14 protein-coding genes and 1 riboswitch are annotated in these 16,475 nt (G+C 32.4%); of the genes, 2 read left to right on the top strand and 12 right to left on the bottom strand.

Annotated elements, in window-relative coordinates; all coding sequences use genetic code 11:
* Window positions 1–138: 138 nt before the first annotated feature.
* Window positions 139–256, bottom strand: a riboswitch (SAM riboswitch).
* Between the two features lie 152 nt (window positions 257–408).
* Window positions 409–1,089, top strand: a complete 681-nt coding sequence (locus ACZ76X_RS00775) for an aspartate/glutamate racemase family protein (protein ID WP_479849152.1) — start codon at window positions 409–411, stop codon at window positions 1,087–1,089.
* Window positions 1,090–1,138: 49 nt separating this feature from the next.
* Here ACZ76X_RS00775 and ACZ76X_RS00770 read toward each other — a convergent pair whose 3' ends face one another.
* The 6 genes from ACZ76X_RS00770 to ACZ76X_RS00745 all read right to left on the bottom strand — a co-directional run bounded on the left by ACZ76X_RS00770 (window position 1,139) and on the right by ACZ76X_RS00745 (window position 10,225).
* Entirely contained in the window at window positions 1,139–2,317 is a 1,179-nt protein-coding gene (locus tag ACZ76X_RS00770) for a macrolide family glycosyltransferase (protein ID WP_479849151.1), read from the bottom strand.
* A 336-nt stretch (window positions 2,318–2,653) separates the two neighbouring features.
* Window positions 2,654–4,780: a peptidoglycan D,D-transpeptidase FtsI family protein gene (locus ACZ76X_RS00765; RefSeq protein WP_479849150.1), complete on the bottom strand. Its 2,127-nt coding sequence runs from the start codon at window positions 4,778–4,780 to the stop codon at window positions 2,654–2,656.
* Window positions 4,781–5,001: 221 nt separating this feature from the next.
* Window positions 5,002–6,789: an ATP-binding protein gene (locus ACZ76X_RS00760; RefSeq protein ID WP_479849149.1), complete on the bottom strand. Its 1,788-nt coding sequence runs from the start codon at window positions 6,787–6,789 to the stop codon at window positions 5,002–5,004.
* Between the two features lie 499 nt (window positions 6,790–7,288).
* Window positions 7,289–8,140 carry a Cof-type HAD-IIB family hydrolase gene (locus ACZ76X_RS00755; RefSeq protein WP_479849148.1) on the bottom strand — a complete coding sequence of 284 codons (852 nt, stop codon included), beginning with the start codon at window positions 8,138–8,140 and terminating at the stop codon, window positions 7,289–7,291.
* Window positions 8,141–8,317: 177 nt separating this feature from the next.
* Window positions 8,318–8,896 carry a cysteine dioxygenase family protein gene (locus ACZ76X_RS00750; protein ID WP_426361267.1) on the bottom strand — a complete coding sequence of 193 codons (579 nt, stop codon included), beginning with the start codon at window positions 8,894–8,896 and terminating at the stop codon, window positions 8,318–8,320.
* A gap of 114 nt (window positions 8,897–9,010) precedes the next feature.
* Window positions 9,011–10,225 (bottom strand): cytochrome P450, encoded by a 1,215-nt coding sequence (locus ACZ76X_RS00745; RefSeq protein ID WP_479849147.1) that lies wholly within the window; start codon window positions 10,223–10,225, stop codon window positions 9,011–9,013.
* A gap of 141 nt (window positions 10,226–10,366) precedes the next feature.
* Between ACZ76X_RS00745 and ACZ76X_RS00740 the strand changes: the two genes are divergently transcribed.
* Window positions 10,367–10,864: a PadR family transcriptional regulator gene (locus ACZ76X_RS00740; RefSeq protein ID WP_479849146.1), complete on the top strand. Its 498-nt coding sequence runs from the start codon at window positions 10,367–10,369 to the stop codon at window positions 10,862–10,864.
* A 102-nt stretch (window positions 10,865–10,966) separates the two neighbouring features.
* Here the strand turns inward: ACZ76X_RS00740 and ACZ76X_RS00735 are convergent, their stop codons facing one another.
* The 6 genes from ACZ76X_RS00735 to ACZ76X_RS00710 form a co-directional block, all read right to left on the bottom strand.
* On the bottom strand, window positions 10,967–11,122 hold the full coding sequence (locus ACZ76X_RS00735; RefSeq protein WP_000046091.1) for a DUF1540 domain-containing protein: 156 nt from the start codon (window positions 11,120–11,122) through the stop codon (window positions 10,967–10,969).
* Window positions 11,123–11,192: 70 nt separating this feature from the next.
* Window positions 11,193–11,825, bottom strand: coding sequence for a Vat family streptogramin A O-acetyltransferase (locus ACZ76X_RS00730; protein WP_426361263.1), 633 nt, complete (start codon window positions 11,823–11,825; stop codon window positions 11,193–11,195).
* Window positions 11,815–13,098: an MFS transporter gene (locus ACZ76X_RS00725; RefSeq protein ID WP_479849145.1), complete on the bottom strand. Its 1,284-nt coding sequence runs from the start codon at window positions 13,096–13,098 to the stop codon at window positions 11,815–11,817. Before ACZ76X_RS00725 ends, ACZ76X_RS00730 begins: the two co-directional genes overlap by 11 nt.
* A gap of 267 nt (window positions 13,099–13,365) precedes the next feature.
* The gene (gene cypA / locus ACZ76X_RS00720; RefSeq protein WP_479849144.1) at window positions 13,366–14,601 is read right to left on the bottom strand and encodes a cytochrome P450; all 1,236 of its coding nucleotides are present in this window, start codon (window positions 14,599–14,601) and stop codon (window positions 13,366–13,368) included.
* Between the two features lie 159 nt (window positions 14,602–14,760).
* Window positions 14,761–15,165: a hypothetical protein gene (locus tag ACZ76X_RS00715; protein WP_479849143.1), complete on the bottom strand. Its 405-nt coding sequence runs from the start codon at window positions 15,163–15,165 to the stop codon at window positions 14,761–14,763.
* A 146-nt stretch (window positions 15,166–15,311) separates the two neighbouring features.
* On the bottom strand, window positions 15,312–16,316 hold the full coding sequence (locus ACZ76X_RS00710) for a DUF1835 domain-containing protein (protein ID WP_479849142.1): 1,005 nt from the start codon (window positions 16,314–16,316) through the stop codon (window positions 15,312–15,314).
* Between the last annotated feature and the right edge of the window lie 159 nt (window positions 16,317–16,475).

Here is a 16,475-nt window from a genome sequence, read left to right as displayed (position 1 = left end):
CAATTCCCCTCTCATATGAGTCAACTTTTATTACTCTATATTTATTTTGAAAATGAATTATGCATCGACACTCCCTTTCTATACAACAAAAAAATGACCTCTTACATAAGAGGTCATTTTCTTTCACATTCAAGAATCCTCTTATCTGCCAAAAAACACACACGTGTCCTCTGCGGAATTAGCACCTTCCTATAACATGTACATAGGGGTTGCTGAGGTTTCATAGGGCCGTTCCCTCCACCTCTCTGGATAAGTATTAATTTGTAATTCGTATTATGGCACTTAGAAGAATAAATTTCAATACTTTTCTAATTATTTTTATTTTTCGTTTAACAGTACGTTTAAATCATTGTATTCTTATCGGAATTATGAAATAATAAATTAAAATAGTTACGGGAGGAATGTACGATGAAAGTAATCGGTTTAATTGGTGGCCTAAGTTGGGAATCTACATCATTATACTATAAACATATTAATACACTTACACTCTCTCAATATGATCAGAATGCAAAGCTTGTTTTATATAGTATGGACTTTGGTGAGGTAACTACTTTATTACAAAATCATCAATATGAAGAAGTGAAAAATGAATTAGTTACAGTTGCAAAAAAGGTTGAAAAATCCGGAGCTGAATGTTTATTAATGTGTTCCAATACAGTCCATTTATTTGCTGAAGAAGTAGAACAAGCAATATCTATTCCACTTCTTCACATTGGTGATGTAAGTGCTAAAGAAATGGTAGAGCAGAATATAAAGCGGATCGGACTATTAGGTACGAAACAAACGATGGAACAAGACTTCTATAAATCACGTCTAGCGAACTATAACATTGAGACAATTATTCCAAATAAAGAGGAAAGAAATTTTATTCATCATGTTATTTTAAATGAATTAAGTAAAGGAATTATTTCAGAAACATCAAAAGAAAAGCTATTACAAATTACAAAATCATTAATTCAAAATGGCGCAGAAGGTATACTACTAGGTTGCACTGAAATACCATTGCTCATTTCCCAAAACGACCTTACTGTTCCTGTTTTTGATACTGCTTTTTTACATGCAAATACTGCTGTACAGTTTGCAGAATAATAGTATAAAAGCATAAAGGTAGAGCCTCTATGCTTTTATATTGTCTACACTATTTATTTAAAAGAGATGCAATCACTGCAATTGCTTCTTTTGAACCACCACATTCTAAAAAACTTTCTTTCAGTTTTCGTATTCCATACTTATACTTTTCATTTGAAAAAACATCTGTTACCGCTTCTTTTAACGTTTGCATATTAACATTCTCTTTCAATAACCGATGGGCTGCTTCAAGCTCAGTTAATCTTTGCGCTATCATTGGCTGGTCTTTATCATGTGGAATGATGACAAATGGGACATTAAAATAAATAGCGTCGTGTACGCTGTTCATGCCGCCATGTGTAATAAAAACATCTGCTTCACTTAATATTTCTGACTGGGGTACGTATGAAGAAATTATAAAATTGTCTGGCGCTTTCTTAATTTTAGAACAATCATTCCTATCACCAATTGCCATTACAACTATTCCATCAAAATCTGAGAAAGTATCAATGCACATATTAAAGAATGGTTCAAGTCCTTCAAGCAGTGTTCCCATTGAAATATATATAACCTTCTTATCTTTAAGCAATTTAAGTGGAAACTCTACATTTGTTTTACGCCTTAAAATACTCGGACCAATAAAAATGTTATTTCTCCCAAACAAATCGCTATTAGGTTGAAAATAACGACTTGTGTATACAAGAGTAATATCTCCCTTGTTATGCATAAATTGAAGATTATTTTTAGGCTTTACTCCAAATTCATGTCCCATTTCATATAGTAACTGTTCAGAAATTTCATCAGGTTCGAATGGTATTTCTGCATTTGGATGAAAAGGTAATGTCTCCAAAAATTTTGGAGGAATTAAAAATATAGGAGAAGAAACTATGCCTGGAATTTGTAAATATTCCTTTACTAACTCTCCAGCGCCAAATATATCATAAATTACGAAATCAAAATGTATGTTTTCACATAATTGTTTCGTAATTTCTAATATATATAAAGAAGTTTGAACGTGTACACGAAAGAAAGAATTCAGCCCATCTGGAGTTTCAGAATCAATAGAAATCTCCTTTAATAAATCTGGATGTGTATATACAGTAGCTCCCAAATCTTCAATTCTGTCTTTAAATTGTTCTGTCGTAATATAATGTACGTGATCACCCAGTTCAGTATAGGATTTGACTAAACTTAATGTAGGATTTACATGTCCCTCTGCTGGAAAATTAACCACTAAAATATTTAGCACTTATTTCTCACTCCTTACATTTCAATTCGCTTATTAAGCATACTGTAATTATTACCGTCAATCTTCACCTAATAGTCCTAATATGCTTGCTACTTTAGGTTGATAAATAATTGTTAGTGATTAAATTAAAAAAGGCATCTACATAAGTAGATGCCAAACCGTGATAAGGAGTGTTCTGTGAGTTTAGAATAAGCTTTTCAGCTTGTCCTATGCTATCAATATATGATTTATTTTATAAAGCGTGAATAATTGATAGCATAATTTTACCTTTCTATCACCCATTTTGGATTTATTCCTAAATAAGACGACTCTAGTTTCTATACTATTTCATATGTATTAACCTTCCTGAGAGCTATCTATTTTTATAGGTTCTCCAGTCAATCGCTTATTTTTCAATTCAAAATAAGCATCTAAAACTTCTTTTCCAATATCAGAGTTAATACCAGATTTATCATTAATAACCCACGGCACAACTACAGAGAATGCTACTTCAGGATTATCATATGGCGCATATCCTGCTAACGTTAAATTATAACATTCTCTTCTTTCACCCTTTTCATTTCTTCCGATATCACTTTCTCCACCGTAAACTGTCTGTGCTGTCCCTGTTTTACCTGCTGGTTTATAAGATGCTTTTTGGAACGCCCTTACTCCTGTTCCATCCCCTTCCTGAAATACCCTTCTAAATCCTTCTTTTACTTGATTTATGTATTCCTCTTTCATATCTATTTTATTTAAAACGGTTGGTTCTACTGCATGCACCACTTTACCAATCTCATCTTTTTGCGACGTTTGCTCTCTTACCTCTTGAACAATTTGTGGCTTCATTCGATATCCACCGTTTGCAATTGTTGAAATATACTGTACAAGCTGAAGTGGTGTATACGTGTCATACTGACCAATTGAGTAATCTAATAAGAAACCAGGTTGATTATCTTTTTTACCAATTTGTCCAGCTGTTTCATTCGGTAAATCGATACCCGTTGGAACACCTAATCCAAATTGCCTGAAATAATACCTCATTTTATCAAAGTACTCCTGTTTAATGTTTAATGAACTATTTTTCACATAATCCACACCTGCAATTTTTAATGCTGTATGGAACATATAAACGTTTGAAGAGACTTGTAACGCTCTTAAATCATCAATATTCCCAAACTCTTTCCAAGACTTTTTTTCCTTAGTTCCTTTAAACTTCATTGGCGCATCATAAAAATATGTACCTGGAGTTATAGCTTTCGTTTCAAATCCAGTTAAAACTGTCGCACCTTTCACTGTTGATCCAAGCTCATATGAACTAGTCATTGTGCCTAATGCATAGTCTTCAACTTCTGTTTTTCCGTCTTTTTCTATAAGTCTTTTCCCCGCCATGGATAATACTTGTCCGTTTTTCGGATTCATCATCACAACGAAAGCACGGTCCAACATGGATTCTGACCCTTTATATGCCTTTAATATTTTTTCAATACTTTCTTCTACTTTTTTCTGTAATTCCATATCTATTGTTAAAGTTAAATTTTTACCGCTCTTTCCCTCAGAAACGGTTTCTGTTCTCATTGTATTACCTTGTTTATCAGCTACACTTCTTACTTCTTTTTTTGTCCCATGAAGTACATCTTCATATTGCTGCTCGATATAACTTTTTCCAACCCTATCATTTCGGCTATAATCACGTACCAAATAGTAATCTAATCGTTCACTTGGTAATCCTTCATCGGCATTAGAAACATTTCCAAGAACGGATCGAAATAATCCATCATTTACATACACTCTCTCCCAATCAACCGATACGTCTACACCTGGGAGATTTGCTAAGCCTTCACTAATTATAGTAAATTCCTTTTCACTAACATCTTTTTTAATAATTTGAGGAGCCATTTGATAACCAGAAGTCATCTTACTTTTAATAGCTAGCACTTTTATATCTTTATCTGTTAATTCCTGAAGATTTTTAGCTGTCACACGCTTCCTTTTTAACTCTTCTATTTTTTTATCTAAATTTTTTCCGGTAATATCTTTATCTCTGAACTGATTTATTTCTTTTTTAGATACTAACTTTTCGGTAAGTTTCGGATTCAATTGCATCCAAAAATCTTTCTTATCCGTCTCAGTTAGCTTATCTATATCTTCTTGCGGTATTTCAATTATGTCTGCAAGTTGTCTTGCCGTCTTTAATATTTCTTCAGATTTTACACCTTTCATCTTTGTGTATGTAATTGTACGTAAAGATTTATTATCAACTACTGGATTCCCTTCTCGATCAAATATTTTCCCGCGCGGGACAGAAAGACTTACGGTTGCATTTTCTCTCTTCTCTACTTCATTTTTATACGTTTCTCCATCGATAATTTGTACTTTACCTAATTGTATGATCATGGCAGAAAATAATAAAAATACACAAAAGAATAAAATGTTTAACCGCATCGATAGTGCTCTACCTTTTGTTTTCTCTTGTTTTTTCACTTCGTCTTAATCTCCTCCTTATAACATTCCGAATAATATTTTATTTATATATTAAAAGTAATGTATAACTTCCGTACATTACCTTTTACAAATATTAATATAATGTTTAAAACTTAATAGAAATTAAAACAAATCTAAAGAAAAGGTAAAGTTTACTAAATTAAATGTAAAAATACCCAATAACCAAAAACTAAGCTTTTGATTATTGGGTATTTAGTCATTTAAGAATTAATAATGGGACGCATTGATTCGAATCTATCATCATAATTTGATAGAGTTTTTTTGATTTGAGCTTTCGGCAAATATATCGTTACTGTCGTCCCGACACCAACCTCACTCATAATACTTATTTTCCCTTGGTGGCTTTCAATAATTTTATAACTCAACATTAATCCAATACCGGTACCTTTTTCTTTCGTACTATAAAACGGTTCACCTAATCTCTTAATTCTTTCTTCAGGTATCCCAATTCCTTCATCAATTACATGAATAATAACACCTTCATCGTTTATCTCTTTTATATGAATTGTGATTTTCCCACCATCTGGCATAGCCTCGATTGAATTTTGCAAAATATTAATAAACACTTGTTTCAATTGATTTTCTGCGCACTCAATACTTATATCTTTGGTGTCTGCATATAATTCCACTTGAATATTCGTCATAATTGCTTTTGTATTCATTAACGAAACGACATTTTTATAAATTTGATAAATATTTTTTTGTTCTGTATTTATTTCATCTGTTTTAGCAATTGATAAAAACTCTTGAAGAATCGCTTCTATTCTATCAATTTCAGAAAGCATTAAATCAAAATATTTTTCCTGATCTTCTTTATTAATTTGGAATAACTGTATAAACCCTTTAATAACTGTCAATGGGTTCCTCACTTCATGAGCAACACCAGCAGCTAATTGACCGATTGCTGCAAGTGTATCTGATTTATTTAGCAATTCTTCTGTCTTTTTCCGCTCTGTAATATCACGTACAATGATCATAATTTTATCATGTAATAATGGTAAGCATCTAGCCTCAAAGAAATCGATACTACCATTGATTGTAAGTGGGTATTCGACAATTACATTCGTTCCTTTTTCTTTCACTTGACGAATAGCTTCCTGAAACTGCTGCGCCACTGGTGATGGTAATACTTCGAAAAACTTTTTTCCCATAAAAGCTTCTGCCGGTACGTAAAATTTTGTAGGGGATCCTGCTTTATAGTCTATAATTGTACCATCATCTTTTGTTAAGAAACATAAATCCGGTAAAGCCTTAAAAATTAATTCTAATTCAGACGTTTGTTGTTTTAACTGCTCTTCTATCGCTTTTAAATGTGTAATATCTACACCAACAGCCCAGTAGCTATATCCTGTTACAGGAAACTGTTCTGAAATATTAGACCACATAATTGTTTTAGTTTCACCGTTTTTACATGTTAAGTGCATTTCCCAATCTCTGAAATTTTTTCCGTAAGTTAAAAATTTCGTTTGTATTTGGTGACGATAATCATGATCAGGGTACAATAATTGAAGTGCGTGTGGATTCCCTATTATTTCTTCAGCGGTATAACCTGTTACAATTTCACACTCACGATTCCACAGAACAAAATCTCCATTATAATCAAGCGCATCAACCATAACGGGCATATTTTGTAAAATTGTATGTAATTCCTCTTCTTTTCGAGAGAGCAATGTTGTATTTTTACTTTGAAATACTTTTGTTGCCCCATCTATAATTAGATTTGAAAGCATTTCGAAATATTTTTGACAATTGAAAATGGCACTTTGGTTTGACCATACTACAAATGATCCTAAATGTTGATTGTATAAAAAAATGGGGATTTCAATTTTGGGAAGTTTACATATTTTCGTCTCATTTATTCCGAAAGAAAATATACATTCTTTTTCAGCATCAAGAAGTTGATGTGATATGTTGGTTAATTGATAAAATTGTTCTGCCATGGTTTCTATTGTACTCACATCAATAAGTTCCATTAGCCGCGCATTCATTCTTTTTTCACCTCAATATGTAAAATTAATACAAGTTCAAATTTTATACTTCTCCATTATACGAAGAATGTGCCTTTAGGTATATAGCTGTAGAATAATTATTCGAACAAATTTTATTTTTCAATTAAAAAAGAAAAAATATATATGTAAAAAGAACCTTTAATCAGTATGTGTTTTGTTCATCATCTAATTTGATAAGCAACCTAACGCGTTCCCTCATGTATACACTTAATTATTAAAGTACTGTTATACACATCATTTGGAGCAGTATAAAAATACATAAAATATAAAGTTCATAAAATATTCACAATTATTATGAAAAATATAAACATTTATTCCAATATATTCTATATAATGAAATGTAATAAGGCTTCTATGAATCTCATAGAATACCTTACCCCTAATAAAAAGAAAAACAGAATCTATTTAGATTCTGTTTTTCTTTTTTACCCACTTTAATGGGCAGTAAGACCCCCACTGATTAAAGTTTCACTTTATATTACATTACATATTTATATAAAGCATGTGCAACTCCGTGTTCTTCATTTGATAAAGTTTCATATTTACACATTGCTTTTATTTCTTCAACTGCGTTCCCCATTGCAATTGATATGTTTGCTTTTTCCATCATAGATACATCGTTTAGCCCATCACCTATCGCTACAGTATTTTCAACTGGAATATTTAGATGTTCTGCTAAAGTATATAATCCATTTCCTTTTTGGGCATCTCGATGGTTAATCTCTAAATTATGCCAATATGAAGATGTAATTGTTAAATCTGCATTATGCAGAAACGTTTCTTTTAACTTTTTTAATTTTTCTATGTCATAAGAAAATGGTAAAAGCTTATGCACATGTATATCAGTCTCTACAATTGGTTTACAACTTTCTGCACTAAGAAACGCTGTATGTTCAAGGTATAATGCTGCAATCGTTTCTAATTCTTTCAAGTCGAAATTTTCTTTTGAATTCTTCACATATTCTATTTCATTACGTACACTTTCTACTCCATAATCCGGTACGTACACACCTTTATCAGTATAAAGCTGATAATATAAACCATTCTCTTCAAGATAGTTCACAATCTCAAGTGCTTGCATATTTTGAATTGGATATCGTTTCATCATTTTTTTATCTTTATATATAAGCGCACCGTTTTCCGCAATAATTGGACACTCTAAATTAACTTCTAACAATAATCGTTCAATGTCGACGATAGAACGTCCTGTACAAATTGCTACAACATGGCCTGCTTCCTGACATTTTCGAATCGCTTCTGCATTCTCTTTACTAATCATTTTATTTCCCGAAAGAAGAGTTCCATCTAAATCAATTGCAATTAATTTCATTATTTCTTCACCACTTTCTATATATACACGAATTTATATTAAACGAAAGGTATCGTTTTCATACTAATTTCGTGAAGTACTCCTTATTTATAATTTATGAAAAGCGTTTCAGGTCAAGAAATAATTAAAAATAAAATCAAAAGCTTTTCTTTTTAAAGAAAAGCTTTTGATTTTAAACTATGAACTATAACTAATATATTTTGTCTCACACATGTACACATTCTTTTCTTCAGTCGGGACATATATTTTAAACTTTTCTAAACGCTTTCCGTAAATATGAATAGTGACAACGTTTTCATTTTTGGCTATTTCAAGAATATGACAATCAGCTGGTGGAATGACTTTCTCTGTTTCTCCTTCTCCCAAATAAAGATTTCCTGTATGCGTTAAAATAACAAGTGAATTTTCAAGCTGCTTAGTTTGTATAAAGTTTTGCACCATTATCCTTCCTGTAAAAACGCCTTCTACTCCCCATGTACCATCATGATCATGCAAAGGTGTAGATTGTCCATCTTTCCATACAAGAGCTAATACTTCAAAACGATTAAAAGGATCTTCATATAACAAGTGTCGTGCGTATTGAGCCGAATTCGCCTTCTGTTTTTCTAACGGAAGCCATGTTTTCTTTTCTAAAAGTTCTTCTAGTAATTTTTCAATCGCACAAACAATTTGATCTTCTAATAAATTACTATCCATTAAATCCGTTACAGCTTTAATGAACGTTTGAAACGTTTTACTTCCATTACACGTTAACATAAGCGTCCTCCTCCATTCTTTTTCACACACCTTCATACTAAATAACCAACTAAAAATTTACAATTGAGAAATAAAAAAAACAAGGTACAGTAAATTTGTACCTTGCTAAGCGATTTACATAGTTTTCAAAAGAATAGGTAAGTAATTCAACGTTTGTTCATTTTCCAATAGACATTTTTCTAAATTAAACGATGGAGATAACTCTATTTTTTCAAAGGTATTTATGAAAGTTCTTAATGCAATCTCAGCTTCTAAACGTGCAAGTGGTGCCCCTAGGCAAAAGTGAGCACCTTTACCAAATGTTAAATGCTTTTCATTTCCTATTCGGTGTATATTAAATTTAGAGGCTTGCGAAAACTTTTTCTCATCTAAATTTGCTGCACTTACCCATGCAATAATCATTTGATCCTTTTTCATAAAAGGTCCAAATATATTTGTATCCTCTGTGATCCTCCTAGCTAATGTAACGGGAAAGCGATAGCGTAATACTTCCTCAATTGCTTTTGAAATTAATTTAGGTTCTTCTCTTAATTCTTTATATGTTCCAGGTGAATCCACTAAAAAGCAATAAAAGCTATTAATAATTAAATTAGTAGTTGTTTCATTGCCTGCCGCTAATAAACCTAAAGAAAAAGTAACAATTTCTTCATCTGTTAATCTTTCTCCTTCATATTCAGCTCGTATTAAATCCGAAATAATATCATCGGTTAAATGGTATCTCTTTTCTTGAACGATTGGTAGAAGATATGCTTTAAATTCATTTAGTGCTATCCCCTTTTCCACATCCAGATCCTTAAACTTATCTTTACTATACGGCATAAATAAAATATCAGACCATGCTTTAATTTTTTTACGGTCCGTTGTTGGCACTCCCAATAAATCGGATATGACGGTAACAGGTAAAGGTGCAGCAAACTCTTCAACGATATTAACCTCACTATATTTTTCGATATGTTCTATAAGTTCATTTGCAATCGCCTGTATTCGGGGTTTCCATTGTTCTAAACTTCTTGGAGTAAATGCTTTAGAAACGATAGAACGTACATTGCGATGTTCTGGTGGATCAGTAGAGTTTATATTTATCCTAGTTTCTAAAGGAGGGATTGCGAATTGTCTTCGCTCCCTTCTACTTGAAAATAAGCGATAATCCGATAAAACTCGATTTACATCATCGTATAAAAAAACATTCCATACATCTTGCTCTTCATCGTAATGTACTGGGTGATTATCCCTCATAAATTCATACCACTTATACGGATTCCACAATTCTTCTTTTGTTTTCAGCTTTGAAATTTCATGAACTAAAATCACATTTTCAGGCGAAGCCATAGTTCTTTCCTCCCTTTTCTTTTACAATAAAAGTGATAGGTCGGTAGTTCAAAGTTGTATAATCTAACATATGTTATTTTAACATATACTAAAAGAGATTTTTCATTGGAGAACTTGAGAAATATATAAGGGGGATTTTTTATGTATGTTGATATTTTATTGCTCGCAGAATTAACATCAGGGCCAAAATACGGTTATGAAATAAAGAAAAATATTCAAAATCGGTTAGGAGAGAGTTTTGAATTAAATCATAATATGCTTTATCCTTCTCTTCGACGTTTTGAGAATATGGGGGCTATAACGAAAAAAGTACATACACAAGTCGGAAAACCAAACCGAAATATGTACGACATAACTGAAACAGGTGAAGAAATTTTTTCGGAAATGTTAAGAGAGTTTCCCGAAAAACTCGCGACAAACAATGCAGAATTTCTTGTTCGTATCGCACTATTTGAAAAACTTGATTACGAAGCTAGAAAAGAAATTTTAACAATACGCCAAGACGTACTATATAAACAGCTTACTGCTATTCAATCTTTAGATGTTAGCTCATTTTTCATTACAGAAGTCATTGAATTTAGTAAATCACGTATTGAACATGAATTGCTTTGGATTACATCACTTATGAAGAAAATATGAAAAAATTAAAAGAAAAGTTAAAAACAATGAATGAAAATGAGATTTATTATCAATACTATAATTAATAAAAGGGCAACCACGATTTGGCTACCCTTCAAATATTTATACTTCTGGATCGAAAGTTTTGCAATCTGTTTCTTCCGTAGTAGATGCTTGTTTCCCTTTATGACTTACTACATAAATTGCGTCTGCACTACATTTATTGCCGTTTGCCCAAAATTTACAGTTGTTTACTTCACATAAAACGTCTTGTGCCATAGTATCACACCTCCTCGTTCTATTATCATTAACAAAATTCGGGGGTATGATACTCTTTGTTATGCATTTTTTATTCCCTTTTTAGCTTTCTTAAAGGCTCAATATCTCCTCGTACAATAGCATCTATATTTTCGGTTATTTTTTCAATGTCAAAATGCCACCATTGAATTTGCAATAATTCTTCTATTATTGTATTTGTAAATCGTTCCTTTATTTTATTTGCAGGGTTTCCACCAACAATTGTATATGGTGCAACATCTCTAGTCACAACAGATTTAGCTGCAATGATTGCACCATCTCCTATTTTTATTCCGGGCATAATCGTTGTATCCATACCAATCCAAACATCATTTCCTATTACTGTATCACCTTTGTAAGGTAAATCAGACAAATTAGGTGTATACTTCTCCCACCCATTTCTAAATATATTAAATGGATATGCCGAAAATCCATCCATCCGATGATTCGCTCCGTTCATAATAAAGGTAACTCCATTTGCAATACAACAAAACTTTCCAATGATAAGACGATCTCCCAAAAATTCATAATGATGTAATACTCGATCTTCAAATGTTTCTCCATCTTTCGCATCATAATATGAATAATCTCCAACTTGTATATTAGCTTTTGTTATTGTATTTTTTATAAAATGAACATTTTCATTTCCTTCAATAGGGTACTTAACATTTGGATTAGGATTCATTTTGTACAACACTTCCTTTATCACTTATTTCATTTTCTATTGCTATTACTGGCTTTAAATTGTATATCGGTAAAATAAACACTAATCCAATAATAAATAATAGAGCTGTGCCTTCATACATCGTACTTAATGAGAACATTTCTTTTAATGAACCAGCAATACTCATCGTTACTACCATTGAACCGGTAAATAGCGGACTTAAAATGCCATTTACACGACCGATAAAATCAGTATCACTATTTTGAATAATGAGCGTATTAATACCTATTTGGATACACGGAAGAGCTAACCCACTAAAAAGTTGTGCTGTGAGTGTTACCCATAAGTTTGTGGAATAACCTATAATCCCAATTCCAATTGCCTGACCCAGCATACCGATAATTAACATCTTTTGCGGAGCAACGTTTTTTGCAAATACCATGGCTAAAGCGCCGCCAACAATCATCCCTGCACCATTTACTGTTAGTAACCATTGTAAACTCTCTTTTGATAATCCTAACTGCTCAGTTACAATAAAAATACCTAACGGCTGAATTAAACCAATTCCAAGTCCTGCTGCCATAAAACAAAGCCCCAGTAAAGTTAATGCTTTTTTCTTTTTCACATATTTAATACCATCAAGCATCTCCTGTAATAGCGTGATTTCTTTCTTCTCAATATTATTCTCAAGATCTTTCGGAAGAAATAACAGCACAGCAGCTGCCAGTAAAAAAGCGATACCTGTAATAATAATTGAAATATAAATTCCAAAGCTATGAAAAATAAATGTTCCAATAATCGGTCCTAATATCATAAAAATCGCAAATATTGTTTGATATATAGACATCGCTAATTGGATTTGTTCCGCCGATAAATGCTGTTTAAACAATTTCATACCAGATGGCTGAGAAAACTGCGAAAGGATTGCAGAAATAAGCGTGACAAAAAACACAATTTTCCATGTTCCAAATATAAGGGTAATTAATACTGCAAATACTGAAATAGAACTTAACGTTTCACACCATATCATTGTCTTTTTCGGCTTCCACCTATCAGCAAACGTTCCGCCAATAAAAGAAAAGATGAAAATTGGAGCAAACTCAGCAACTGAAATCATCGAAATAGCAAAAGCATCACCTTTTGTCATTTCCATAACGTATAGTAATACAGCAAAGTTTCGAACCCATATCCCTACTTGTAAAAATAATGCTGATGCTAGAATTCCTTGCACAAACCGATTTTTCAATACTTGTGATACCCCAGTATTTTGTTTCGTTTCTACATTTGTCGACATAAAAAAGCCCCCTATTTCATGTTCTGAACAGGAAGCAGCACAAATCATATAAAAAGACTATATATTCGCAGAGCGAAATACATCCCTTTTCTATAAATGTACAGACTAATCCTATTCAGAAGAATATTTCGTTTTTTAACGAAGATCTCTTACAAATAGAATTAGTTGATCATTGGGATGTTTTCACCCTTCCGTTTCAAATTTAAATAACACATACATACTCTATGTAAAGTATTTTCGATGTATGCATGTCTTACAATAAATATTCTAGAATGTTAATGGTAATTCCTCTAAAGAACGCATTAAATAATTACCTTGCCATTTAATTTCTTCACGATTTCCTTTTATTTGCAAATCAGGCATTCGATTAAACAAAGTAGTAATAGCAATCTTTGCTTCCAGCCTAGCAAGTGGGGCGCCTAAGCAGAAATGGCTCCCATGGCCAAATGCAATATGACGATTATTCTCCCGAGTAATATCAAATACTTCTGGGTTCTCAAATACTGTTTCATCACGGTTCGCCGAAGCTAATGCAATGACAACCATATCCCCTTTTTCAATTGTTCGATCGTGAATTTGAAAAGGTTCATCTGCCCATCTTGAAGTTGTAACCTCAACTGGAGAATAATAGCGTAATCCTTCCTCAATAGCTGCATCAATTAATTTTGGATTATCCTTTAATAACTGTAATTGATTCGGATTTTCAAGAAGCGCTAATACCGTATTTGTAATTAAATTTACCGTTGTTTCGTGTCCCGCCACAATTAGTAACATTATCATTGAATATAGTTCCCGGGCACTAAGTTTATGGCCTTCACTTTCTGCAAGTATTAAAGCACTCACCAAGTCCTCTTTTGGTTCTTGTCTTTTAACATCAACTAAATATTGGAGATATGTAATAAACTCAGATAGTTGCTTTTCGGTTTCTTTTATTTCTTCTGGCGTTTCTGGGTAAGCAATGACAGCATGGGACCAAATTCTAAATTTCGCCTGATCTTCTTTTGGAATGCCGAGCATTTCACTTATTACAATAATCGGTAAAGGGAACGAGTAATCATCAACAAGATTTAATGAATCTTTGCGCTCGACTTCATTTAACAAATCATCTGCAATATCCTGTATTCTTCCTTCCAATTGCGTGATCATCTTCGGTGTAAAAGCTTTTTGTACAAGTGATCGTAAACGATTATGGTCAGGTGGATCTGAATTTAGCATGTGTGTCGTTAAATAATCACTATTGTCAACAGTAAGAAAGACATTCAATGTATCTTGAGAAAATACATTGGCCGGATCTTTTTTTAAGCGATTATCTTTTAATAGTGGCAAAGCATCTTCATATCTTGTAATAAGCCACTCTGCACCTAATTCAGTTTTATTTACAAATAAGATCGGTTGCATTTTTCGAGATTCTCTATAAATTTCATATGCATCTTCTTTAAACTGAGCTGAAGCTAAATTAATGCCATCCTCTATTCTTAGCCCAACTTTATTTTTCATTGACATCGTATTCCCTCACTCTCATTTGTTTTTGAAAACGAACCAACATATGCATTATACTCTAATAAAAGCGTGAAAATTGTAAATTTCCATTCAAAATCTCACTTCATATATTGAAAAATAAAAAAGTGAGGGAGTAAAATCTTTCTACTCTCTCACTTTTCTTTATGCGAAGCACATAAAATTACTAATTTGTTGATAGCGGTAGCTTACTTTACGACGACGACCACCTTGCCAAGTGTAACCTGATACTCCGTTTCTTCTCACTTCAGTCGGAAAGAACCATAAATCTCTCCCGAAAGGCCCTGGACGATGTAAACGTAAAAAGCCCCATCTTCCTAGACAGTTACACATCCATGATTTCATATTTCCTGGTTGTGCTGGAGAAGCAAATGTGGATGGTAACGATGGAGCTTGAGATGGTGGTGGTGACGTTGGAGCATCTTCCGCATCATCTGGTCTATAATCTTCTTGTTCCATATCTCTCACTTCATTTACAGGTTCATACCCGTAGTTTTGTGGATTATAATACATCCCTTGCTCATATGAATAATTTTGCTGGTTATACATATTAACAAATCACCTACTTTTCATTCAGTACCTTTAACATTCATATGTGATATGCGCACTATAGGAAGCTTATGTATAGCCTAAATTCAACAAAAATAAAGCTCGTATTTAAAAATACGAGCTTCTTCATAAACGGAATAGATGTATTATTTTCTTAATTTCACACTATAAAAACGCATTTCATCTAATGAACCTTCAAATTCAAATACTTCTTGTTTAATTAATTCTTTTAAGCGATATTCTAAAAACGTATCGCCAACTAACTGCTCTACATGACCTAGCGCTTCACCAATTACTCTAGGGGCTTTTAGGAATTCTCGATCAGCCCCTATACTTTTCGCGCATTCAATAATAAATTGATCAAAATAATCTTCTTGTACAGAACGCACTTCATTGTCTGTCCAAACTCTTAAAAATTCCGTACTTTTCGATAGACTATCCCACTCATTTTCAAACTGCGTACGATTCTCTACAGTTAAATACGGAGATTCTACAAAACTTTTTTGAATTAGAGCTAAACTTTCAGGTGCTAACTCTCCCGTTCCACGAATCGCATATTCTAGTTTTAATATTTCTTTACTTGCTTCAGATGTATTCATAACGCGAATATTTTTCTTATCTTTTAACTGTGCCATCACAAAACATAGACCTACATGTTCATGAGCGTTATCAGCTTTCCAAATTGTAATAGGCGTTTCAATAGGAATAGTATGTAGTTCTTCCATAGTTTCTAAAAAACTTGATAAATACTCTTCTTCAAAATAATTTTCATAAGTGGTTAAGTTGTTTACTAACCATTTCTGTCTTGCTAGTTGCCCCTCATTCATATGTAACTTGTAAATCGGCCCAATTGAAAAGAATTCAGAAAAAGCAACAACTATTTCTTCCAATCGTTCTTCTTGACCCAGCATATGCTTTAAACTTCCAGCTGTTGAATCATCAAAAGCAATATGTACGTGTGAGCTTTCATTTACATTTCTTTTATAAGATGTATTACTAGTCAGTTGCTTAGGAATATCCATCAAATTTTTAATTGTATCTTCGCTATAATTTTCTTCTAATAAATTTAACTGAATTAGAATACTTTGAAGTAAATGTTTTGCTTCATCTTCATACATATCTTCTACAGCATTTTTGATTTTATCTATCATATAAATCCCTCTATTCATTTCAAAAATAACGTAGACTATAGTGTATCATTTAAGTGTCACTCTTTAAAAGTTTTTTAAACAAATCATATATTTGAAAGATTGCTACAGCTATATAAGGTTTCAACAAAAGCTTTCCCTACAATTCTTAAATGCTAAATA

The sequence above is a fragment of the Bacillus sp. BC05(2025) genome (genome assembly GCF_056725905.1).
Note: the sequence above shows the minus strand (reverse complement) of the source record. Positions and strands in the feature narration are given on the sequence as shown.